This window comes from Arthrobacter sp. CC3, from assembly GCF_039907775.1.
Classification (GTDB): domain Bacteria; phylum Actinomycetota; class Actinomycetes; order Actinomycetales; family Micrococcaceae; genus Arthrobacter.
On record NZ_JARCCY010000003.1, the window covers coordinates 20682 to 41519 of the forward strand.

Annotated in this window: 22 protein-coding genes; 11 read left to right on the forward strand and 11 right to left on the reverse strand. The window is 66.3% G+C overall.

The features are described 5' to 3' along the window. Positions 1-66 precede the first annotated feature (66 nt). From PV761_RS01885 to PV761_RS01910, 6 genes are read right to left on the reverse strand one after another with little or no spacing between them, the layout of a single operon-like run. Positions 67-1653, reverse strand: coding sequence for an aldehyde dehydrogenase (NADP(+)) (locus PV761_RS01885; protein ID WP_347893918.1), 1587 nt, complete (start codon positions 1651-1653; stop codon positions 67-69). Positions 1654-1699: 46 nt separating this feature from the next. Continuing rightward, positions 1700-2116, reverse strand: a complete 417-nt coding sequence (locus PV761_RS01890) for an ester cyclase (RefSeq protein WP_028270249.1) — start codon at positions 2114-2116, stop codon at positions 1700-1702. Then, positions 2113-2709 carry a flavin reductase family protein gene (locus PV761_RS01895; RefSeq protein ID WP_347893920.1) on the reverse strand — a complete coding sequence of 199 codons (597 nt, stop codon included), beginning with the start codon at positions 2707-2709 and terminating at the stop codon, positions 2113-2115. Before PV761_RS01895 ends, PV761_RS01890 begins: the two co-directional genes overlap by 4 nt. A gap of 25 nt (positions 2710-2734) precedes the next feature. Continuing rightward, positions 2735-3250: a flavin reductase family protein gene (locus PV761_RS01900; RefSeq protein WP_051628784.1), complete on the reverse strand. Its 516-nt coding sequence runs from the start codon at positions 3248-3250 to the stop codon at positions 2735-2737. Then, positions 3247-4563: an NAD(P)/FAD-dependent oxidoreductase gene (locus PV761_RS01905; protein WP_347893923.1), complete on the reverse strand. Its 1317-nt coding sequence runs from the start codon at positions 4561-4563 to the stop codon at positions 3247-3249. Before PV761_RS01905 ends, PV761_RS01900 begins: the two co-directional genes overlap by 4 nt. A 42-nt stretch (positions 4564-4605) precedes the next feature. Further along, positions 4606-6003 carry an LLM class flavin-dependent oxidoreductase gene (locus PV761_RS01910; RefSeq protein WP_347893925.1) on the reverse strand — a complete coding sequence of 466 codons (1398 nt, stop codon included), beginning with the start codon at positions 6001-6003 and terminating at the stop codon, positions 4606-4608. A gap of 300 nt (positions 6004-6303) precedes the next feature. On the opposite strand from PV761_RS01910, the gene PV761_RS01915 reads away from it, so the two are divergent. From PV761_RS01915 to PV761_RS01930, 4 genes are all read left to right on the forward strand, one after another. After that, positions 6304-7668, forward strand: a complete 1365-nt coding sequence (locus tag PV761_RS01915; RefSeq protein ID WP_347893927.1) for an MFS transporter — start codon at positions 6304-6306, stop codon at positions 7666-7668. 97 nt (positions 7669-7765) lie between these two features. Further along, the gene (locus tag PV761_RS01920; protein WP_347893929.1) at positions 7766-8572 is read left to right on the forward strand and encodes an aldolase/citrate lyase family protein; all 807 of its coding nucleotides are present in this window, start codon (positions 7766-7768) and stop codon (positions 8570-8572) included. Between the two features lie 25 nt (positions 8573-8597). Continuing rightward, entirely contained in the window at positions 8598-9521 is a 924-nt protein-coding gene (locus PV761_RS01925) for a quinone oxidoreductase (protein ID WP_347893931.1), read from the forward strand. A 133-nt stretch (positions 9522-9654) separates the two neighbouring features. Continuing rightward, a complete protein-coding gene (locus tag PV761_RS01930) occupies positions 9655-10485 on the forward strand; it encodes an IclR family transcriptional regulator (protein ID WP_347893933.1) in 831 nt (276 codons plus the stop codon). On the opposite strand, the gene PV761_RS01935 is transcribed toward PV761_RS01930, so the two are convergent. Next, on the reverse strand, positions 10482-10721 hold the full coding sequence (locus PV761_RS01935) for a hypothetical protein (protein WP_043438027.1): 240 nt from the start codon (positions 10719-10721) through the stop codon (positions 10482-10484). The genes PV761_RS01930 and PV761_RS01935 overlap by 4 nt on opposite strands. Before the next feature lie 2 nt (positions 10722-10723). Continuing rightward, positions 10724-10963, reverse strand: a complete 240-nt coding sequence (locus tag PV761_RS01940; protein ID WP_156037083.1) for a hypothetical protein — start codon at positions 10961-10963, stop codon at positions 10724-10726. Between the two features lie 92 nt (positions 10964-11055). Here PV761_RS01940 and PV761_RS01945 point away from each other — a divergent pair, with 92 nt between their 5' ends. Continuing rightward, the gene (locus PV761_RS01945) at positions 11056-11322 is read left to right on the forward strand and encodes a hypothetical protein (RefSeq protein ID WP_156037084.1); all 267 of its coding nucleotides are present in this window, start codon (positions 11056-11058) and stop codon (positions 11320-11322) included. 143 nt (positions 11323-11465) lie between these two features. Then, positions 11466-11732 carry a hypothetical protein gene (locus tag PV761_RS01950; protein ID WP_347893936.1) on the forward strand — a complete coding sequence of 89 codons (267 nt, stop codon included), beginning with the start codon at positions 11466-11468 and terminating at the stop codon, positions 11730-11732. A gap of 138 nt (positions 11733-11870) precedes the next feature. On the opposite strand, the gene PV761_RS01955 is transcribed toward PV761_RS01950, so the two are convergent. Next, positions 11871-12845, reverse strand: coding sequence for a hypothetical protein (locus tag PV761_RS01955; RefSeq protein WP_347893938.1), 975 nt, complete (start codon positions 12843-12845; stop codon positions 11871-11873). Positions 12846-13271: 426 nt separating this feature from the next. Further along, positions 13272-13991, reverse strand: coding sequence for a GntR family transcriptional regulator (locus PV761_RS01960; protein ID WP_028270258.1), 720 nt, complete (start codon positions 13989-13991; stop codon positions 13272-13274). 106 nt (positions 13992-14097) lie between these two features. Here PV761_RS01960 and PV761_RS01965 point away from each other — a divergent pair, with 106 nt between their 5' ends. The 5 genes from PV761_RS01965 to PV761_RS01985 all read left to right on the forward strand — a co-directional run bounded on the left by PV761_RS01965 (position 14098) and on the right by PV761_RS01985 (position 20275). Beyond that, positions 14098-14856: a 5-oxoprolinase subunit PxpA gene (locus tag PV761_RS01965; RefSeq protein ID WP_028270259.1), complete on the forward strand. Its 759-nt coding sequence runs from the start codon at positions 14098-14100 to the stop codon at positions 14854-14856. Positions 14857-14900: 44 nt separating this feature from the next. Beyond that, on the forward strand, positions 14901-16238 hold the full coding sequence (locus tag PV761_RS01970) for an MFS transporter (RefSeq protein WP_347893940.1): 1338 nt from the start codon (positions 14901-14903) through the stop codon (positions 16236-16238). Between the two features lie 48 nt (positions 16239-16286). Further along, on the forward strand, positions 16287-18026 hold the full coding sequence (locus PV761_RS01975; protein ID WP_347893942.1) for a 5-oxoprolinase/urea amidolyase family protein: 1740 nt from the start codon (positions 16287-16289) through the stop codon (positions 18024-18026). Continuing rightward, positions 18026-19792 carry a biotin carboxylase N-terminal domain-containing protein gene (locus PV761_RS01980; RefSeq protein WP_347893944.1) on the forward strand — a complete coding sequence of 589 codons (1767 nt, stop codon included), beginning with the start codon at positions 18026-18028 and terminating at the stop codon, positions 19790-19792. Before PV761_RS01975 ends, PV761_RS01980 begins: the two co-directional genes overlap by 1 nt. A 102-nt stretch (positions 19793-19894) precedes the next feature. Then, positions 19895-20275 carry a nuclear transport factor 2 family protein gene (locus PV761_RS01985; protein WP_028270262.1) on the forward strand — a complete coding sequence of 127 codons (381 nt, stop codon included), beginning with the start codon at positions 19895-19897 and terminating at the stop codon, positions 20273-20275. A 26-nt stretch (positions 20276-20301) separates the two neighbouring features. Here the strand turns inward: PV761_RS01985 and PV761_RS01990 are convergent, their stop codons facing one another. Further along, on the reverse strand, positions 20302-20796 hold the full coding sequence (locus PV761_RS01990; protein ID WP_347893947.1) for a hypothetical protein: 495 nt from the start codon (positions 20794-20796) through the stop codon (positions 20302-20304). Positions 20797-20838 lie beyond the last annotated feature (42 nt).

Below are 20838 nucleotides of genomic sequence, written 5' to 3' on the forward strand. Positions count from 1 at the left end.
GCCCCGGGCGACTCGTGCGAGAGAGGCATGCCCGGGGCCGGAAGTTGCGGGGTTTTGGCGCCGGGCCTAGTGCTGTTCCGGCTTGCCGTCGATGAGGCGGTTGACGTTCCACGGGTTGGCGTCCTGCAGCGGCGCGGGCCGCAGCTGCTCAGGGAACCCCTGATAGGCCACGGGGCGGAGGAACCGTGCAATGGCCAGGGTTCCAACCGACGTCGTTTTTGAATCGGAGGTGGCGGGGTACGGGCCGCCATGGACCATGGCGTGGCCGACTTCGACGCCGGTGGGCCAGCCGTTGATGATGATGCGGCCCACCTTGCGTTCCAGTGCCGGGATGAGCGGCGCAGCCGCGGCGTAGTCATCCTCGGTGACGTGCAGCGAGGCTGTCAGTTGGCCGTCAAGCTTGCTGGTGGCTTCAATCAGGTCCTCGACGCCCTTGTAGCGGACTACCAGGCTCGCCGCGCCGAAGATTTCCTCGTGCAGGACCGGGTTTCCGGTGAAGACGTCCAGTTCGGAACTGAAGACTACCGGTGCGGGTGCGTTCTCGCCGGGGCCCTGATGACCCCGGCCGAGGAGTTCGACGTCGGCAGCGGCCTCGAGTGCATCGTGGCCGTGGTGCCAGGCCGAGGCGATCCCGCCGCTGAGCATGGTCTGCCCGGACAACGGGGTGATTTCGCTGGCGACGGCCGCAGCGAACCGGTCGCCCGCCTCACCCGCGGGGACGAAGACCAGTCCCGGGGAGGTGCAGAGCTGCCCGGAACTGCCCGTCACTGAGGCGACATACTGGTTGGCCAGCGCCTCGACGTCCTTGGTGCCGGACAGGGCTCCGGGAAAGACGTAGACCGGGTTGATCGAGGACATTTCGGCGTAGACCGGGATGGGCTCGGGCCGGGCCGCGGCGGTGCGCATCAGTGCGGTGCCGCCGGCGCGGGATCCGGTGAACCCCACGGCTTTGATGTTCGGGTCTGCCACCAATGCCTGGCCGATGCTGGCACCGGAACCGTAGACCAGGGAAAACACGCCCGGATGCAGGCCCAAATCGCGGACGGCGTTGACGATGGCCTGGCCCACGAGTTCGGCAGTGCCGGGGTGGGCGTTGTGGGCCTTGACCACCACGGGGCAGCCTGCCGCAAACGCGGACGCGGTGTCGCCCCCGGCCACGGAGAAGGCCAGCGGGAAATTGCTGGCGCCGAAAACAGCCACCGGACCCAGGGGAATCTGGCGCTGCCGGATGTCGGCCCGGGGGAGCGGTGCCCGGTCCGGCAAGGCGGGATCGATGCGGACGCCGCGGAAATCGCCCCCGCGCACCACCTCTGCGAACAGCCGCAGCTGGCCGGCAGTGCGGGCGCGTTCGCCGCGGAGGCGGTCCACGCCGAGGCCGGTTTCGGCGGATGCCCGCTCGATGAGCTCCTCGCCGATCGCTTCGATGTTTTCGGCAATGGCGTCCAGGAACCGGGCGTGCTGTCCGGGTTCGAGGGTGCTGAACGAGTCAAAGGCGTCCGCGGCGGCTTCGGTGGCCGTCCGCAGCTGGTCGTCGCTGATCAGGGTGTACGCCGGTTCCAGCTGCTCGCTGGTTGCCGGGTTGATTCCATGGGCGGTTCCGCTGGTTCCCGCGGTGGGGTGCCCTGCGATGAGGGAATGTCCGTTAAGTGTCATGATGGCGCCCTCCTGGGCGGTAAGAAGTTGGTGGGAGAGGTCCTGGTCAGGCGTTGCCGGGGCCCAGGTGCCAGATCCCGAGTGCGGAGAGGAGTTCGCGGGGGTCCCAGACCACCCATTCCTCGGCCAGCTTGTCGCCGTCGAAACGGAGGAAGGACGCGCCGGAGACGGTGATGGTGCGTCCGGTGGCGGGTACGTCCATGAACTCGCCTTGATGCGTTCCCTTGGTCTGCCAGTGAATTGCAGCGGTGGCACCGTCCTCGAGGATGTGCAGGATCTCCGTGGTGGTGTCGGGGAAGGCTGCGTGGGTGGCCTCAATGGTCTTCCGCAGGGTGGCGTAGTCTTCACTGCCGGACTTGGACCTGCGGACATAATCCGGTGCGAGCATCTGCTCGAAGGCGGTCAGGTCGCCGTCGCCCCATGCGCTGTTCCAAGCCTTGAGGATGGTCTGCTGACGGCTCATGATGCGCTCCTTGCCGGTACTGATGCGGGTACGGATGCCGGTGCTGCCTGTTCGGCGGGTGCGGGAATCTCGATGGGCAGGTACTGGCCGAACTTGCCGGCCCGGAAGAGCAGCGCATCGCCGTTCCCTTCCTCCATGCCAGTCACGGCGCCCACCACCATGTAGTGGTCTCCCACCACAACCTCGGCCGTCACCAGGCAGTCGATGTAGGCGGTGGCGCCGTCCAGGTGCGGGGTGCCGAGGGGGCCCGCGGTGCAGGGCAGGCCCTCGAACTTTTGCGGTCCCTTGCGGGACAGCGACCGGCAGATGTTGATCTGGTCATCGGACAGGATGTTGGCGGTGAACTTCTGAAGTTTGCGCAGCTTGGGCCAGCTGGAGGAGGACTTGTCCACGCAGAACATGACCAGCGGCGGATCCAGCGAGAGTGACTGGAAGGTGCCGACCACCAGGCCGAGCTTCTCGTCGTCGTCATTGATGCCGGTGATGGCAGTGACTCCCGTGGGGAGTTTGCCCAGGACCTGGCGGTAGTAGGCGGGTGTGATGTCTGCTGTTTTGTCTGCTAAAGCAGTGGTGCTGGCTGGGGTGATATCCATCTCAGGTTCCTTACATCAAGGCGTATCAGGCGGCTTCGCGGAAGCTGCCGAAGCGGCCGCCGTGGAAAATGAGCGGGGTGGAAGCCCGCTCAGCGGGAGTCATGTCCAGCACGCTGGCGATGACGACGACGTGGTCCCCGGCCGTGAACTGCTGTTCAACCCGGCAGTCGAACCAGGCCAGGGAGCCGTGCAGGTGCGGGGTGCCCCAGCCGGACTCGGACCAGCCAACGGAGCTGAGTTTGTCCTCGCCTTTGGCGGACAGTGCGCGGCACACCTGCTGCTGGTCCTCGGCGAGCAGGCTGATGCTGAAGGTTGCGGCTTCGGAGATCTTCGGCCAGCTGGTGGAGGTGTGCATGACGCTGAACGTCACCAGCGCCGGCTCCATGGACAGGGAGGCGAACGTGCCCACGATCATGCCGTTCTGGATGCCGGTCACCGGATCGGTGGAGCAGACGGCCGCTACACCTGTTGGCAGGTGCCGCATGACGGCGCGGTAGCGGTCGGAGTCGATGGTCCTGGGGGCCATGGCGGTGGCGGTCATGACTGTCCTTCCGGTGCGGCGGCCTTCAGTTCTGCGTGGATGGTGCGGCCTGCCCGGAGGCCGCTTTCAATGGCGCCGTCGAAGAAGCCCGCCCAGATGTTCGCGGTGTCGCTGCTGGCGAAGTGGAGGGCTCCTTCACTGGCCTGCTGCGCCTGGTGGTACTTGGTGAGCTGGCCGGGACGCTGGATCTGCCAGGTTTCCTCCGCGTAAGGGTCTTCACCCCATTTATGACCGGTGACTTCGAGGACTTCCAGGTCATCGCGCCAGACCCTGATGGCGTCCTGGATCTGCCGGGGATCGGTGACGTCGATGCGGTTTGCGTCGGCGCCGAAGCCCACCAGCACGGCGTCGTCCTCGCCGACGAACTCGGTGCGGATCACCGAGAGGGGCTTGTCCTGGGCGGAGTATGCGAAGAACGGCTTGATGGGGCCCTTGACCCGGATCCAGGCCTTGACGCCTTGTGACGCGGTCTTTTCCCGGCTGGCAGCGAGCTTTCCGTCCGAGAGCGCAGGCTGGACGTCGAGCTTGTGCAGGATGTTCTGCGGCAGGGTGATGACCACCTTCCTGGCCCGGATTTCCTGGCCGTCGCCGTAGCTGACGGTGGCTCCGTCGGCGTGGTGGCGGACCGCGGTGACCGGGGTGTTGAGGCGGATGTCCGCGTTGGTATCCTCGGCGATGGCGGTGACCAGGGTGTCGTTCCCGTTCGTCAGGCGGTAGATCGCGGAGGCTTCGTGCATCAGGTGCCAGTGCCCGGAGGACCCGGCGGTCCAACGCAGGGCGTTGACGTAGGCGCACTGGTCCAGGGGTGCGTTGAAGTGGCCCACCCAGGCGGCCTCGTTCGCATTCCGTTCGTCCTCGGAGAGGTCCAGCTTGTCCAGCATTTCCTGCAGGTTGTACTGGTCGGCCTCGGCCAGGTTCTCGACCGTCAGCGGTGCGTCAGGGCGCGGCAGCCACTTCATGGTGTCTTCCAGCAGCCGGGTCATGCCCGGATCGATCAGCTTCATGAAGTCCTCCAGGTTGCCGCGGCGCACTTCATTGCCGGCCAGCCAGTAGGTTTCTTCCGAGCGCGGACCGCGTGAGACTTCCAGCCCGTAGCGGGTGACCTCGGCCCAGACGTGCGGCTGGGTCCAGTGCAGCCAGTTTCCGCCGAGCTCCAGCTTCCGGCCCAGGCGGTTCTCTGTCCACAACCGGCCGCCCAGCCGCTCGCGGGCTTCCAGGACGACCACCTTGTGGCCGCGGTTCCCGAGTTCGCGGGCCGTGATGAGGCCGGCCAGCCCGGCACCGATGACGACGACGTCAGTTTGTTCAGTCATTGAAGGATCCTTTGGTGATAATTCCGTTGATGGCGGCCGCGTTTAGCGGGCAGCGTCACTGAGGTGAGCGGCGCGCTGCGCCGTTGCCGGGTGGCCCGCCAGGGTGTATTTCTGGCCGAAGAGCTTTTCGCGCAGAGTGACGGGTTCCTGGTCTCCGCTGCGTTCCGGGGCGATGATCCCTTGGGCACGGAGTTCCGGGAGTGCCAGCTCGATGAAGTCTTCCCAGCTGCCCGGCTTGGTGGTGTAGCTGAGGTTGATGCCGTCGATGTCTGCCTCGTCGCGCCAGCGGCGCAGTTCGGCGGCCACGGTCTCCGGGGAACCGATAATGGTGGATCCGGTGCCGCCGACGGCGAGGAATTCCGCGATCTGGCGCGGCGTCCAGTCCCGGTCCGGGTCAGCTTTGGAGAACATGTCCACCATGGACTGCCCTGCCTTGGTGCCTACGGACCGCAGGGGAGTGTCCAGTTCGTATTCGGACATGTCGATGCCGGTCCAGCCGCTGAAGCGGGCCAGGATGCCTTCGACCGGGGCGGTTTCAACGGCGCTGCGGTACTTCGCCTGGGCTTCCTCGTCGGTGGGCGCGACGACGACGGTGAGCAGGACGACGATCTTGACGTCCCGGGGATCACGGCCGGCGTCCGCCACGGCCTGGCGGAGCTTGTCGACTGACCGCCTGGTGCCTTCCACCGACGTGCCCTGGAGGAAGACCACTTCGGCGTGCTTGCCGCCGAACTCCATGCCCCTTGAGGAAGCGCCGGCCTGGAACAGGACCGGGGTGCGCTGCGGGGAAGGCTCGCAGAGGTGGAAACCGGGCACCGTGAAGTGCTGGCCGGAGTGGTTGATCGGGTGCACCTTCGCGGGGTCGACATAGGTGGCGGATTCGGCGTCGCGGACCACGGCGTCCTCCTCGAAGGAACCCTCCCAGAGCTTGTACACGACGTCCATGTACTCGTCGGCCAGGTCGTAACGTTCGGCCGGGGTGAGCTGTTGCTGCTTGCCGAGGTTGCGGGCAGCGGCCTCCGAGTAGGACGTCACGATGTTCCAGCCCACGCGGCCTGCTGTGAGGTGGTCCAGTGAGCTGAACTTACGGGCCAGCAGGTAGGGCGGCTCATACGTTGCCGACACCGTCACCCCGAAGGTCAGGTGCCTGGTGACGGCGGCCATGCCGCTGATCAGTACGGTCGGGTCGTTGATCGGGAACTGCGCGGCATCGCGAAGGGCGGCATCGCCGTTTCCGCGGTAGACGTCGTGGTAGCCCACGTTGTCGGCGAAGAAGATCCCGTCGAACCCGGCCTTTTCCAGCATCTGTGCGATGCCGGTCCAGTACTGCAGGTCGGTGTAGCGGTAGCCCTGGTCCCCGTCGTTCCGCCAGGACCCGGAGGTCAGGTGTGAGGGGGCGAAGACGTCAAAGGCGAAAAGGCTGAGAGGTTCGTTTTTCATGGCAGCGGTACTTCCTTGGACTCGTGCCGAACACGGCGACAAATTTCAGTTTGACGTTCATTAGATGAACACTGCGTTCAATTTAGAATGTAAGCCAGCTCACTGTCAAGGGTTCGTTTTTCGTTCTTCACGTTGCGGATCGCCTATTGACATGGAATGTGGCGCATGCCATATTTTTGACCATGGCGTTCGAAAAGTGAACGAACCAGGACTTGGCTCCCAACGCCCTCCACACCGCCGTGCTGATATCGCCGGCGCTCTTATCCGTTCGAATTGGCACGATCTACAAGGAAGTCCATCGTGAATACACCTGTTACACCTGCCGCGAGGCCGCTCGTGCAGTCATCGGCTCCCCAGGATCCGCAAAAGAAGAAGTTCCTCATGAAGCTCAGCGGCGTGATCGCCGGCGGCATGTTCATCGACGGCTTCATCCTAGGCGGCATCGGACTGGTCATGCCGGCGCTCACGGCAGACCTGGGCCTCTCCGCCACCTGGCAGGGCCTGATTGGCGCCTCGGCACTCATCGGCATCTTCTTCGGCGGCCCGATCGGCGGCTACCTGGCGGACAAGATCGGCCGCAAGCCGATGTTCATCGTGGACCTCGCCATCTTCCTTCTTGGCTCGGCCGCACAGTTCTTCGTGGCGGACGCGTGGCAGCTGTTCATCATCCGTTTGGTCATGGGCATGGCGATTGGTGCCGACTACGCCATCGGCTGGCCGTTGCTGGTGGAGTTCTCACCCGCCAGGCTGCGGGGCAAGCTGATGGCCTTCCAGGAGGTCGCCTGGTACGTCGGCTACCTGCTGTCCTACGCCGTCGGTTACTACATGTCCACCTCGATCGACGCGGACTGGCGGATCATCCTGGGCATGAGCACCGTTCCGTCGCTGATCGTGTTCCTGCTCCGGCTGGGGTCGCCCGAATCGCCGCGCTGGCTCATCAGTAAGGGACGGCGTGAGGAGGCATTCGCCATCGCCCACCAGTGCATGGAGGACGCCGACATCAAGGACCTGGAGCACGAGAAGTCTGAGAAGCCCAACTTCGCCAAGCTGTTCTCCCCGCAGTACCGCAATTCCACGATCTTTGTCTGCATGTACTGGGTCTGCAACGTCACCCCGTACTTCGCCATCGCCACCTTCGCACCCATCGTCCTGGAAAGCCTCGGCGTCGAGGACGGCCTGGCCGGAGCACTGTTGCTCAACGGCGTGGTGGTCGCAGGCTCACTGGCGTCCATGTACCTGATCGAACGCGTGGGCCGACGCAAGCTGTCCATCCCGCCCATGTGGATCGCCGCCGTCGCGCTTGTGGTCATCGGCCTGTTCTCGCACCTGTCTCCGATGGTCATCCTGATCAGCTTCATGGTGTTCTCCTTCTTCAATGCCGTCTCCACCGCCCTGACCGGCGTCTATCCCGGCGAGGTGTTCCCCACCGAAATCCGCGGCGCCGGAGTCGGCTTCGCCACCGCGTTCTCGCGGATTGGTGCGGCTGCGGGAACCTTCATCCTGCCCATGTCTGTGAACGGCCTCGGAGTCGGGACCACCATGCTGATCGCCGCCGGCATCTGTGTGCTCGGTGCCGTGATCTCCCAGTACCTGGCACCTGAGACCAAGGGCCTGAGCCTGAGCGACACGTCCGCGCCGCTGGGCAAAGCAGTGCTCCAGCGATAATTCCACTTTCATACGGCGGGACGCCTGGCCGGGCTGACTCCGGCCAGGCGTCCCTTCGTACGGCCCGGCATGATCGGCCTGTCTCCGAAGGAACAACATGAAGATCCATGGTGAAAGTGCCCACTCCACCGGGCTCCCCACGCCCCGCCTGGTCATTGACGACGGCGGCATCCACCCGGGTGCGTGGGTGAGCTTCCGGGATCCGGCAGTGGTGGACACCCTGGCGGCCGAAGGATTCGACTGGATCTGCATCGACGGCCAGCACGGCGCACCCGACGTGTCCGAGGTGCAGCCCCTGATCGAAGCCGCCCACCTGTTCGGTGTCCCGTCGATCGTCCGCGTTCCCGGACACGACGCGGGTACCCTCGGCAGGGTGCTCGACGCGGGGGCGGGCGGGATCATCTTTCCCACCGTGGAGGATGCTGCGACTGCAGCCACCCTGGTTGCGGCCACCCGCTTTGCTCCCCGCGGCAGGCGCAGCTATGGGCCAACGCGCCGCAGCCCCCGCTACCCCAAGCCGGTCCCCGGGAGCCTGCAGGACGACGCCCTGTGCATCCTTATGATCGAAACGGCCGCAGGCCTGGCCAGCCTTGACGCCATCCTGGCCACCGGTCCGGACGCCATTTTCGTTGGCCCCTACGACCTCTCCCTCAGCCTGGGGGTGACGCTGGAGGAACTCACCGGCGAAGGCCCGGACGGGATCCTCGCGGACATCGCGCGCCGCTGCACCGCTGCCGGCGTGGTCCCAGGCATCTACACCGGCGAGCCGGTCCTGTCCGAAAAAATGATCGCCCTCGGCTTCCGCTTCATGCCAGTGGCATCGGACACCGGCCTGCTGGCCGTCGCGGCACGAGCCGCCGTTGCGGCATCCACTGGCCTCGCCGCCTGCGAGGCCGTGCACTAACCCTGCGGTTCAAGGAGGAAATTCAATGCCCTATGCCATGCACATTCCGAGGGCGGGCGGCCCGGACGTCTTCGAGCGGGTCACCGTCACCAGGCCCGAGCCCGGGCCGGGCCAGCTGCTCATGCGCGTCGCCGCCGTCGGGGTGAACTTCATCGAGACCTACCAGCGCGCGGGCATCTACGCCGTCGACTATCCCTTTGTTCCCGGCGTCGAGGCCGCCGGAATCATCGAGGAAATCGGCGACGGCGTCACGGACTTTGTGGCGGGCGGTCGTATCACCACCACGGAGGGCACCGGCAGCTACGCCGAGTACATGCTGGTTGACGCCGACAAGGCGCTGCCCGCCCAGGGAATCACTGCACATTACCTGGTCAATTCCAGCTACAACGTCCAGCCCGGCGACACCGTCCTGACCTACGCCGGAGCCGGGGGAGTCGGGCTGCTGCTGACCCAAATGCTCAAGCACCGCGGCACCACCGTCATTACCACCACCTCAACGTCCGAAAAAGCGGAACTGGCCCGGAAAGCCGGAGCCGACCACGTCCTCACGTACCCGGAGGTTCCCGAGCGGGTGCGCGAACTGACTGGCGGAAGGGGCGTTGACGTCGTCTATGACGGCGTAGGCAAGGACACCTTTGACGGATCCCTGGCCTCCCTGCGCATCCGCGGCACGCTGGTGCTCTTCGGCGGGGCGTCCGGCCAGGTGCCGCCGCTCGACCTGCAGCGGCTCAATGCCCACGGATCCCTGACGGTCACCCGGCCCAAGATCGACGATTTCCTGCTCGATGCCGAGGAGCGCCGCTGGCGCGCCCGGGAGTTGTTTGACCTGGTGGTCCGGGGCAGCGTCAAGGTCGACATTGGTGCGCGTTTCCAGCTGGAGCAGGCAGGAGAGGCCCACGCTGCCCTGGAGTCGCGGGCAACGACGGGCAAAGTCATCCTGGTGCCGTAGCAGGCGGGAGGGAGCGCTGCGACGTTGAACCACTCTTGAACGCCCCGTTCGCTCCTTGGCGAGGCATAGGATGGGAAGACATCCAATCGGGGCACCGTGCCCCGGGCAGACGTGAATGGAACCGGGGTTTGATGTGGCAGCGGAAACAGGCGTGGACGTAGAGGCGGCAACAGACGGCGAGGACGCGGTGCCGGCCGAGGCTGTAGACCTCACCAACAAATCCGTCATCAAGGCCACGGTCCTGCTCAGTGAGCTGGGCCGGCACAGGGGCGGCATCACTGTCACCGAGCTTGCCCAGGCTGTCGGCATGACGCGTCCGACGGCCTTCCGCCTGCTGTTGAGCCTGGAACAAACGGGATTCGTGGACCGGGTGGACAACCGGTACACACTGGGCTGGGAAATGGCCCGGCTGGGCCGGCTTGCTGACCCGTACACCGGTGCAGTGGCCAGGGTCCAGCCCATCCTGGAGGAATACGCTGCCAGGCTCAACGAGACCGTGAGCCTGGCCATGGTGCGGGACGCCGTGAACTACGACGTGATCGCGGAAGCTTCGGGTTCCAGGTACCTGAATGTCACGATGTACGTTGGCGAAACCTATCCCGTGCACGCCAGCGCCACCGGAAAGCTCATGCTTGCGGAAATGAGCGACGACGACGTGGCTCAGGCCTTGCCAAAAAAGCTGGAAAGGTTCACGCCGGCCACCATCACCAAGCGCGAGGCGCTCATCCAGGAACTGCACAAGATCCGGGACCAGGGCTATTCGGTGATGGACAACGAACTCGAAGAAGGCCTCTTTGTAGTGGCACTTCCGGTCCGGGATGTGGCAGGTGCGCTGGTAGGCATCGTCTCCGTCAACGGGCCCGAGCAGCGGCTGAAATCGGAAGGCCTGCCGGACACCATCGACCAGCTGCGCGCGGCCAGCAGGGACATCGCGAAGGCGCTCCTCGGGATTGAACCCGTTTAGGCTTCAGCCATCGCGAGGAGATGCTCCACGGAGGGATATTTCCAGCGCACGTACTGAACGGGCACTCCCACGCGTTCGGCCACCAGGGTGTGTGTTAATTCCTGCGGCACCCCGCTGCTGCTCAACTCCCTGACGCACTGCGTGAGTGCAGCGGTCCTGCGCGCATCGCGGGCCTTGAGCAGCTCGGCGGGTTCCCTGCGGCGCTTCTGCTTCTGCTTGTGGTTCCAGTGAGGCATGGTCATCCTGCAAAATCCGGGAAGAGCGCCTGCTCGTAGTGCGGCGGCAGGACGTAAAGTGCAAGCGGCCGGGCGGTCGCTGGCACGCCCGGCAGGGGCGGCAGGTGTCGGAGGCGTGTGTTGGCGGGCTTCTCACGTCTTTTCATGGCCATCATCTCCATTGATGGAGGTCCGAGTACGGACTCACCGGCTAATAGTTTGAACGTCATATTTTTACGACACATTTTGAACGCGGCGTTCACTGGGTGAACACTTTCAATTGTGGCCCTCCTCACGTTCTTTGGCAAGGAGGTGCTGCAATTCATTTGCCACCCGAGCCGAACGGACTACGAAGATGTACGCCAACCCCAGAATTTCCACGCGCCGCACGCGCTCCCCGCAGCCTGCGGCCGCCGCCCCGGACTGGTCAAAGTTGTCCCGCGGGGACACGGTGCGGGTCTTCCGCAGGGACGGCAGCACTGCGGCCGGCCTCATTGACATGCTTGCGCTGGATCGCACCGTCCTGTGGGTCATCCAGGATGGAGGGCGGGGCCGGGTCATGATCTGCAGGGCCGACCGGCCCCGGGTGGTTGTGGTGACGCCGGCCGAAAAGTCCCGCTAGGGAAACCCATTGCGCCCCCCGGTGAGGTGTGCCACACTATTTTCACGTTCATTAATCGAACGTAGCGTTCAATTTTAGCCACCAAATATGATCTGGCTCCGGGACACCGTGGTTCCGGGCCCCCAGCAGGAAGGAAAGCGATCATGTCCATCTCAATCGGCCACCGCGCCATTTTCACCGCTTTCGGCCACAGCAGCTCCGCACTGCACGCCCATGCACCGTCCAAGCAGGCGCCGTCGCCGGCCCCGACCGCCGAAGCTCCTGTCCCTTTTGAGGGCGGAGAGCTGAAGTGCTCGCCGTGGGAGGGCCTGTACCTTGAGCAGGCACAGCCGCCGGCGGCGACGGGGAACGAATCAGCCATGGGCCGCCAGCTGGACGCATTCCTCGCCAGCCTGATGTACGGCGAGTAAGCCATGTCCGGAACGATTTACGCGCAGGCGGCGGGTGACGCCCCTGCAGCATTGGCCGTGGCTTCTGCGGCGGGCGAGGAATGCGACACGAACAGCTGTTTCTTCTGCACCGGGCCGGAAACGGACTGATTCGACTAGTCAGTGGCCGGCGTCGTAGCGGCCGGCGTCAGGCAGGGTCTGGCGGTCGCGCCGGCGGGCAGCAACGGCACCGACGCCCTGCCCCGCCAGGGCGACGGCCAGAGCCAGCAGCACCGTTGGAAGTGCTCCGCCGTCCGGTCCCAGGGTCGCCGCCAGGATCTGCCGGCTCATCAACAGCATCTCCGCCAGGTCGCCGGCCAGCACGCGAGTCCCCAGCACGTAATTAACCGAGATGAACACGGCGGGAACCAGCCATAGCAGGGCAAGGTTCACGAGCCACACCACCGCCCGGCCCGCGGAACGGAGGCCGCACCACGCCAGGGCGCAGCCGACCACGATGGCGGGAATCCAGCGAGCCGCTGACGGCACCGCAACCGGCACGCCGGTATGCCCCATGAAACCGACCATCCACTCCACCGCCCACGAAGCGAACGGCGCCGCCACAAGCCCCACCCCCAACGCGGCCAGCGCCCGCGACCTGGAGAATAACAAGAAAAGCGCGACGGCGGCCGCGGCGAGGGAGGCGATCGCACCTGCCAGCAACCCGGCGAAGTAGAGGCCGGCCATGGTCCCGCCCGCCAAGCCGCCGTCGAGCACCGTGAACGACTGAACGGTCGCCGTGAACTGGACTGCCAGCAGTCCTGCCGCGGCGCACCACGCCGCCAGCCGCCGTCGGGCGGGGGACCAGAGGCGCAGCGCGAGTCCTGCCGCGGCGCCGCCCACGGTGAGGAGGGAAACGATGGTGGTGAGTTCGTACTGACTTAACGGCAGCAACGAGACCGGCATCTGGTCCGGGGGCACCTCTGAGCCCCAGAGGTTCTGCAACGGCAGCCTCGCGCCGCTTACGAGCCACGGGCCAAGGCCGAGCAATCCTGCCAGGATTCCGATCAGCAACCCCCGGGCCGCATCCCTTCCGGGGCTCCGGCTCGGCTGGTCAGGGACTACCTGGTAGGTTGCCTGATCCGGAAGGCTCACGAGGACTCCTGTCGTTGAGCGGTCGGGGGGCATAAAGTGCCCGGCATCAGCCGGGTTGGCGCCTCTCCAATGTGGTCCGGCGGTACCAGTCGCTGGCCAGCTTCGTGTGTTTGCTGCTGTTGGGGCAATTCCGGTTGCTGCAGTGCGAAGGGGTTTCGTCCTGTGAGGCCCGTGGGCCCTGCTGAGGGTGCCGGACCAACACCACGGCTGATCCGCAGGCGGCGCATACGAGGAAAGATCGCATGCTAGGCGCCGAATCCTGGCCGGGCCGGCGCTCCGTTTCGGCTGAAGATGATCCTGCCGCGAACTTCGAGCGTGCCTTGATGGCCTTTGACTTTCATTCATCCCCCTGAACTAGTCTGCGATTCAGGGTACCGCGCCTGAGCCTGGTTGGGCTGCTCCCGCCCGGGTTGGGCTGCCCCCGTCCTACTCCCCGTGGACTTCGGCCTGCTTCTCTTCGGAGCGGTCCAGGTAGGCCAGCAGCAGTTCGGCTGCCTTCTCGAGCTCGCCGGCCTCCAAGGCCTCGCAGATTTCCTCGTTGTCCTTGAGGTAGCCGCTGTAGAAGTTCGCGTCCATGGTGGCCTTGTGGAAGAACAGCCGCATTTCCGCCAGGACCTGGGACATGATCGTGTTCAGCCTGCGGCTTCCGGCCAGGGCGACGATAGCTCCGTGAAAGTGCTGGTTTGCGGTCCCCAGCCCTTCGTCGTCGTTCGCGGCTGCCGCGACCTTGCCTTCCTCGACCGCAGCCCGGACCGCTGCAACGGCGCCGGGGCTGCCTCCGCCGCGGATCGCGCTCACTTCGATGACCCGGCGGACTGTGTAGACGTCGTGGATATCGCCCGGCTCCAGGCTGGCCACAAAAACGCCCCGGTTGGGGTGCCGGACCACCAGCCGTTCGCTTGCGAGTTCGGCAAAGGCCTCGCGCACGGTGTTGCGGGAGACGCCAAGGTCCTCGGCGATCGTGGACTCGGTGAGCCGCGCCCCCGGCAGCAGGACGCCTTCCGCCAACTGCAGGCGCAGTTCATCCGCCACCCGGTCGGCCACCGAGGGCACAGCGACACGCAGCCGGGCCGCGGCAGTTGACGTTGCTGCAGAGGTTGCGACTGTGCCGGATGCGCTCCGGGTTGCTGCTGCTGAAGTGGCCATACTCCAGAATTTACACGATCGTCACATCGTTGAATCGAAGGATTGTTGAACAATCGCTAAATTTGGTGCATCCTAGTAAGAGCAAACCAATGAGACGAGGATCACAATGGTGTATATGGATCTAAACAGCGACGTCGGCGAGTCCTTCGGCCGCTGGACGCTGGGCGACGACACGGCGATGTTCCAGTCCGTGTCCAGCGCCAACGTGGCCTGCGGTTTCCACGCCGGCGATCCCACGGTCATCCGCCGCACCTGCCGCGAGGCCGTGCAGGCCGGCGTCATGATCGGCGCCCATGTGGGCTACCGTGACCTCTCCGGTTTCGGCCGCCGCTTCGTGGACATCGATCCCCACGAACTGGCTGACGACATCGTCTACCAGATCGGCGCACTCCAGGCGCTGGCCGCCACTGAAGGCGGACGCGTCCGCTACGTTAAGCCGCACGGCGGCCTATACAACGCGATCGTCTCCCACACAGCGCAGGCACGCGCCGTCGTCGACGCCGTCCGATCCATCGATCCCGGACTGCCCATCCTCGGCCTTCCCGGCTCGGAGGTGCTGCGGCTTGCAGAGGCCGCCGGACTCCGCGCTGTTTCCGAAGCCTTTGCCGACCGTGCCTACAATCCCGACGGCACGCTCGTCTCCCGCTCGCTCCCCGGAGCCGTCCTGCATGACCCGGCCCAGGTGGCCGAACACGTCCTGCGCATGGCCGCCGACTCCGCCATCCGCACCGTGGACGGCTCCATCCTGAAAATCAATGCAGACAGCATCTGCGTCCATGGCGATTCCCCCGGGGCAGTGGCCATGGCTATTGCCGTGAAAGCTGCGCTTACTGACGCCGGCATCACTATCAAAGCTTTCGCCTAGAACCGCTTCCAGGCAGCACCCACCGCACACCTGAAGGAAAAATCATGACCACACACCACACGGCCGCCCGCACCGGCCGAAAGATCCCGCCCGGCGCGCTGAAGGCCTACGTCGCCAGCCTCACCGGCACCTCGCTGGAGTACTACGACTTCGCCATCTACTCTGTGGCTTCCGCCCTGGTCTTCCCCAAGATCTTCTTCCCGGGCAATGACGAGTTCGTGGGCCTCCTGCTCTCCTTCTCCGCCTTCGCGGTGGGCTACCTGGCACGGCCCATCGGCGGCGTGATCTTCGGCCGCCTGGGCGACAAGATCGGCCGCAAGCACGTCCTGGTGGTCACGCTCATGCTCATCGGCGTTGCCACCGTGCTTATCGGCCTGCTCCCCGATTACTCCGTGATCGGCGTGGCAGCCCCCACCATCCTGGTGCTCCTGCGCCTGGCCCAGGGCATCGGCGTCGGTGGCGAATGGGGCGGTGCCGTCCTGCTCTCCAGCGAATTCGGTGACGCCAACAAGCGCGGCTTCTGGTCCTCCGCAGCCCAGATCGGCCCGCCCGCCGGCAACCTGATGGCCAACGGCGTCCTGGCGCTCCTCGCCGCAACGCTCAGCACCGAAGCATTCCTCTCCTGGGGCTGGCGCGTGGCCTTCCTCGCCTCCGCGCTGCTGGTAGTCTTCGGCCTGCTCATCCGCCTCAAGCTTGAAGAAACCCCCGTGTTCAAGGCCATCGCAGCCCACGGTGAACAGCCCAAGGCCCCCATCACCGAGGTGTTCCGCAAGGAACCCCGTGCCCTCGTGGCCGCTGCCCTCTCCCGTGTCTGCCCCGACGTCCTCTACGCGCTCTTCACGGTTTTCGTGGCCGTCTACGCCACCAAGGAACTGGGCATGACCACGGGCAATGTCCTCACGGCCATCCTGATCGGCTCGGCCTTCCAGCTGTTCCTCATCCCGCTGGCCGGCGCCCTCACGGACCGGTTCAACCGCCGGATGGTCTACGGTATCGCCGCCGTGGGAACGGCACTGTACATTCCGCTCTTCTTCCTCCTGATCGAGGGCAGGTCCGTGCTGCTGCTGACCGTCGGTGTGGTGATCGGACTGGCGTTCCACGCCTTCATGTACGGCCCCCAGGCCGCGTACATCACCGAGCAGTTCCCGGCCCGCCTGCGCTACGCCGGCAGCTCGCTCGCCTACACCCTGGCCGGCGTCATCGGCGGCGCCGTGGCACCGCTGATCTTTACCGCCCTCTACGCGGCGTCCGGTGACTGGTACCTGATCGCGGCCTACCTGCTGGTGGCCTCCGCAGTCACGGTTGTGGGCCTGGCCCTCGGCCGGAACCCCCAGACCGCCGAAGAAGAGCGCCTCCTGGCGGACGCCGCTGCCCTCGGCTAGGCGGCACGGCAACCTGTACGGCACGGAATCTCTAAGGCATTGGCAACGATGGAAGCGGTAGCAATGGAAACCCTGAGCATGCACAAGGTCCTCTCGGTGCGGCCGGTGGGAACGCGGGCGGTGCTCGCGGAACTCGCCGGAACGCAGGACGTCCTCGCCCTGCAGACCCTGCTCCTGGAATCCCCGCTGCCGGGCCAGGTGGACGTGCTGGCAGCCGCGCAGACCGTGATGGTCCGCGCGGATTCGCCGGCGGCCGCCCGCCGCATGGGCTCGTTCCTGCTGGAACTGGACCTCACGGCTCCGGTCAAACAGGCCGGCGGCCTGGTGTACATCGATACCGTGTACGACGGCGAGGATCTCGCCGAAGTGGGGCGGCTCACCGGCCTCGGAACGGACGGCGTCATCGAAGCCCATTCCGGCCAGGTGTGGACGGTGGCTTTCGCCGGCTTCGCGCCGGGGTTCGGCTACATGGTGGGGGAGAACCAGGTGCTGGAAGTGCCCCGCCGAAGCTCACCGCGCACGGCCGTGCCCGCCGGATCAGTGGCGCTTGCGGGCAACTATTCGGCCGTCTACCCACGCAGGTCCCCGGGCGGCTGGCAGCTGATCGGCCGCACCGGGGCCCGCATGTGGGACCTCAGCCGCTCCGAGCCGGCACTGGCCAGCCCGGGACACCGCGTCCAGTTCCGCGCCGTCCGCGATGTGGTGACCATGGCACCCGAGCCCCTCGCCTCCGCTACAGTCTCCGAGGCGGCAACCGCTGCTGAGGCAGCTTCCGGGCTGCGGATCGTGTCGCCCGGGCTGCAAAGCCTCATCCAGGACCTCGGCCGGCACGGCCACTCCGCGCTGGGAGTCTCCGCCGCCGGAGCCCTGGACCGGGCCTCGCTGCGCCGGGCCAACAGGCTGGTGGGCAACAGCCCCGCGGCCGCAGCCATCGAGAGCGTAGCCGGCGGGCTCAAGGTCCAGGCCGTCGGCGACCAGGTCCTGGCCGTCGCCGGGGCGCCGTCGGCACTGACTATCACGTCGCCGTCGGACGCTGAGTCCGACTCCGAACCCGACCTGCCTGCGCGCCAGCGTTCGGTTCCCATGGCCACACCCTTTGCCCTGCTTGACGGCGAAATCCTGACCCTCGGTGCGCCGGAGGCCGGTTTCCGCAGCTACCTGGCCGTCCGCGGCGGAGTGGCCGCCTCGCCGGTGCTGGGCAGCCGTTCCACAGACACCATGTCCGGCATCGGACCGGCCCCGCTGGCCGCGGGCCAGCTGCTGGCATCCGGCGACGTCACAGACTCCGGCGTCGTGGGCAGTCCCGAACTCCAGCCGGACTTCCCCGGCGAAGGCGTCACGGTGCTGGACATTGTCCTGGGCCCGCGGGCCGACTGGTTCGACGAGGCCGCCCTGGACTCCCTCTGCGGGCAGGACTGGGTGGTGAAGCCGCAGTCCAACCGTGTAGGCATGCGGCTGGACGGCACGCCGCTGGAACGCAGCAGGCAGGGTGAACTGCCCAGCGAAGGCACCGTGGCGGGCGCCATCCAGGTGCCGCCCGAAGGCCTCCCCGTGCTGTTCCTGGCCGACCATCCCATCACGGGCGGCTACCCCGTGATCGGCGTGGTGGTGGACCACCAGCTGGACCTGGCCGCCCAGGTGCCGATCGGCGGCAGCATCCGCTTCCGCCGTGTTCCCGATCGGACACCTTCGCCCGAACAAGAATCGCCGGAACAAGAATCGCCGGAACAGAAATCTCCTGAACAGACTGCCCCCGAACAGACGTCCCAAGAAAAAGTGAGTAACTGATGCGCAAGGTCCTGATCGCCAACCGTGGTGAAATCGCCGTCCGGATTGCCCGTGCCTGCGACGACGCCCAGCTGGAATCCGTCGCCGTCTACGCGGACATCGACGCCGATGCCATGCACGTCGGCGCCGCAAGCGAAGCGTTCAGCCTGGACGGCAACTCCCCGGCGGACACGTACCTGAACATCCCCAAGCTGCTCGAGGTGGCTGCCCGGTCGGGTGCTGACGCCGTACACCCCGGCTACGGCTTCCTGTCCGAGAACGCGGAATTCGCCCAGGCCGTCCTGGATGCCGGACTGGCATGGATCGGCCCCACGCCCGAGGCCATCCGGCAGCTCGGCAACAAGATCACAGCCCGCGAGATCGCCGTCCGTGCCGGGGCGCCGCTGGTGGCGGGCAGCGACGGTCCCGTGGACTCCGCGGCGGAGGCCCGGGCCTTCGCCGAAGAGCACGGCCTGCCCATCGCCATCAAGGCGGCCTTCGGCGGCGGGGGCCGCGGGCTGAAGGTGGTCCGGAACATGGACGAGATCGAAGAATCCTTCGACTCCGCCGTCCGCGAAGCCGTGGCAGCCTTTGGCCGCGGCGAATGCTTCGTGGAACGCTACCTGGACCGCCCGCGCCACGTCGAAGCGCAGGTCCTGGCTGACACGCACGGCAACGTGGTGGTGGTCGGAACCCGCGACTGCTCGCTCCAGCGCCGTCACCAGAAGCTGGTGGAGGAAGCACCCGCACCGTTCCTCAGCGACGAGCAGACCCAACAGATTTACGATGCCGCCAAGGCAGTCTGCCGGGAAGCCGCCTACTCCGGCGCCGGCACCGTGGAATTCCTCGTAGCCGCGGACGGCACCGTCGCTTTCCTCGAGGTGAACACCCGGCTGCAGGTCGAGCACCCCATCACCGAGGAAACCACCGGGATCGATCTCGTCCAGGAACAGTTCCGGATTGCCGCCGGGGAACCCCTGCGCATCACTGCGGACCCTGAGCCCCGCGGCCACTCGTTCGAGTTCCGGCTCAACGCCGAGGACGTGGGGCGCGGCTTCCTGCCCTCACCCGGCACCATCGCGGAATTCCACGGCCCCACCGGGCCCGGCATCCGGCTGGACACCGGCGTCCGCTCGGGATCCTTTGTGGCGCCGCAGTTCGACTCCCTCCTGGCCAAGCTGATCGTCACCGGCGCGGACCGCCAGCAGGCGCTGCGGCGTGCACGCCGCGCACTCGCCGAGATTGAAATCACCGGCGTGGCCACCGTGCTGCCGTTCCACCGCGCCGTGCTGGAATCGCCGGACTTCACTTCCGAGGACGGGCTGGGCATCCACACCCGCTGGATCGAAACCGACTTCGCGGACCGGATCCCTTCGGATCCCGGCTACAGCACCACCGCGCCCGATGGCGCACGCCGCACCGTCACCGTCGAGGTGGACGGCCGCCGGCTTGCGGTCGGACTGCCGGCTGACCTGCTGGACGGCTGGGCACGCTCAGGCAGCGCCCTCCCCGCCGGAGTCTCCCTGGATTCCGACGGCGGTGCTGCCGACTCCGGTTCGGACGGCGGCACTGATCCCGGTGAGCTGCGCGCAGACATGGCCGGAACCGTAGTCAAGTGGCTCGTGGAGCCGGGCGCCGAAGTGTCGGCGGGGGACGCCGTCGTCGTTCTTGAAGCGATGAAGATGGAAACCCAGGTGACGGCGCACCGCGACGGAACGGTGACGGGCATCCGCGCCGAAGCCGGCGGTGTGGTGACTGCCGGGGCTGTGCTGGCACTGATCGGCTAGGCCCGTCTGGGAGGACCCAAAACGGTGGTGCAGCCGGGGTTTCGGGAGGACAATGCAAGGCATTAGCTAGCCTTAGGACCCGCCAGGAATCGGAGCAACGCTGTGGATGAAACCGGCACCAACGAGAAAGTAGTCAACCGGCTGATCGAATGCATCAACGACCGCCGGATCGAGGTCATGGACGAGCTGTTCCACGACGATGCGGTGATGCACTGGCCGCAATCCGGGGAGATTGTGCGCGGAGCAGAGAACCGCCGGGGAATCTACAACGCCTTCCCGCAGCTGCCCACCATCACGCTGCGCCGGCTGCTCAGCGGCGGGAACCTCGTTACTGCCGAAGCGCTGCTGGATTACGACGGACCGCAGTACGAGACGGTGTTCATCTTCGAATTCCGTGACGGCCGCATAGCCAGGGAAACCGCCTACTGGAGCGAGGCCTTCGAAGCGCCGGAATGGCGTGCCCGGTGGGTGGAGAAGGCCTAGCCCCACGGCGGTCTTGGCGCCTGCTGCTAGTTGCGCTGGACGTGGATGCCCGCCGCCGTCAAGGCTTCGAGGAACCGTTCTTGGCGGTCTGCTGACCCAAGGCTCAACAGATACCCCCGCCCGGCGTCGAGCCGTACTGCTGGCCCTGTGTCCTGGATGATTCCCAGCCCGAACGCGCCGAAACGCAGCCCGAATCCGTAGCGCAGGCCGTGGATTGCTGCCGGAGTTGCCCGTTGGATCGCCGCCACGGGAATCCTGCGGCGGTAGAACGGAAACCACTGCAGCCGCACTTCATTTTCGAGGACTTGGATCCTGGAGAACCCGAATGCCAGGGAGGTGATGAAAACCAGTGCGACTGCAATGGAGGTCACGCCCAAGGGCTCCGCCTCCAGCGCACCGGTGCTGGAGACCGCCACCAGGATTCCTCCCAGCAGCACCACGGCACCGCCGATGATCGCCCGGGGCAGGCGCCCATAGAACATCCGGCCGGAATCAAAGAGGACGGCGGCGTCCTGAAACATGACATAAGCCTATCCGGGCAGGCGCCCAGGTGCCGTCGGGGG

Bases quoted from the DNA above. Each gene is read 5' to 3' on its own strand.
- PV761_RS01920 (WP_347893929.1), top strand. From the start codon at position 7,766: ATGAAGATCCATGGTGAAAGTGCCCACTCCACCGGGCTCCCCACGCCC.
- PV761_RS01885 (WP_347893918.1), bottom strand. From the start codon at position 1,653: ATGACACTTAACGGACATTCCCTCATCGCAGGGCACCCCACCGCGGGA.
- PV761_RS01975 (WP_347893942.1), top strand. From the start codon at position 16,287: ATGGAAGCGGTAGCAATGGAAACCCTGAGCATGCACAAGGTCCTCTCG.
- PV761_RS01900 (WP_051628784.1), bottom strand. From the start codon at position 3,250: ATGACCGCCACCGCCATGGCCCCCAGGACCATCGACTCCGACCGCTAC.
- PV761_RS01950 (WP_347893936.1), top strand. From the start codon at position 11,466: ATGTCCATCTCAATCGGCCACCGCGCCATTTTCACCGCTTTCGGCCAC.
- PV761_RS01935 (WP_043438027.1), bottom strand. From the start codon at position 10,721: ATGCCTCACTGGAACCACAAGCAGAAGCAGAAGCGCCGCAGGGAACCC.
- PV761_RS01895 (WP_347893920.1), bottom strand. From the start codon at position 2,709: ATGGATATCACCCCAGCCAGCACCACTGCTTTAGCAGACAAAACAGCA.
- PV761_RS01925 (WP_347893931.1), top strand. From the start codon at position 8,598: ATGCCCTATGCCATGCACATTCCGAGGGCGGGCGGCCCGGACGTCTTC.
- PV761_RS01970 (WP_347893940.1), top strand. From the start codon at position 14,901: ATGACCACACACCACACGGCCGCCCGCACCGGCCGAAAGATCCCGCCC.
- PV761_RS01910 (WP_347893925.1), bottom strand. From the start codon at position 6,003: ATGAAAAACGAACCTCTCAGCCTTTTCGCCTTTGACGTCTTCGCCCCC.
- PV761_RS01905 (WP_347893923.1), bottom strand. From the start codon at position 4,563: ATGACTGAACAAACTGACGTCGTCGTCATCGGTGCCGGGCTGGCCGGC.
- PV761_RS01945 (WP_156037084.1), top strand. From the start codon at position 11,056: ATGTACGCCAACCCCAGAATTTCCACGCGCCGCACGCGCTCCCCGCAG.
- PV761_RS01980 (WP_347893944.1), top strand. From the start codon at position 18,026: ATGCGCAAGGTCCTGATCGCCAACCGTGGTGAAATCGCCGTCCGGATT.
- PV761_RS01960 (WP_028270258.1), bottom strand. From the start codon at position 13,991: ATGGCCACTTCAGCAGCAGCAACCCGGAGCGCATCCGGCACAGTCGCA.
- PV761_RS01965 (WP_028270259.1), top strand. From the start codon at position 14,098: ATGGTGTATATGGATCTAAACAGCGACGTCGGCGAGTCCTTCGGCCGC.
- PV761_RS01890 (WP_028270249.1), bottom strand. From the start codon at position 2,116: ATGAGCCGTCAGCAGACCATCCTCAAGGCTTGGAACAGCGCATGGGGC.
- PV761_RS01990 (WP_347893947.1), bottom strand. From the start codon at position 20,796: ATGTTTCAGGACGCCGCCGTCCTCTTTGATTCCGGCCGGATGTTCTAT.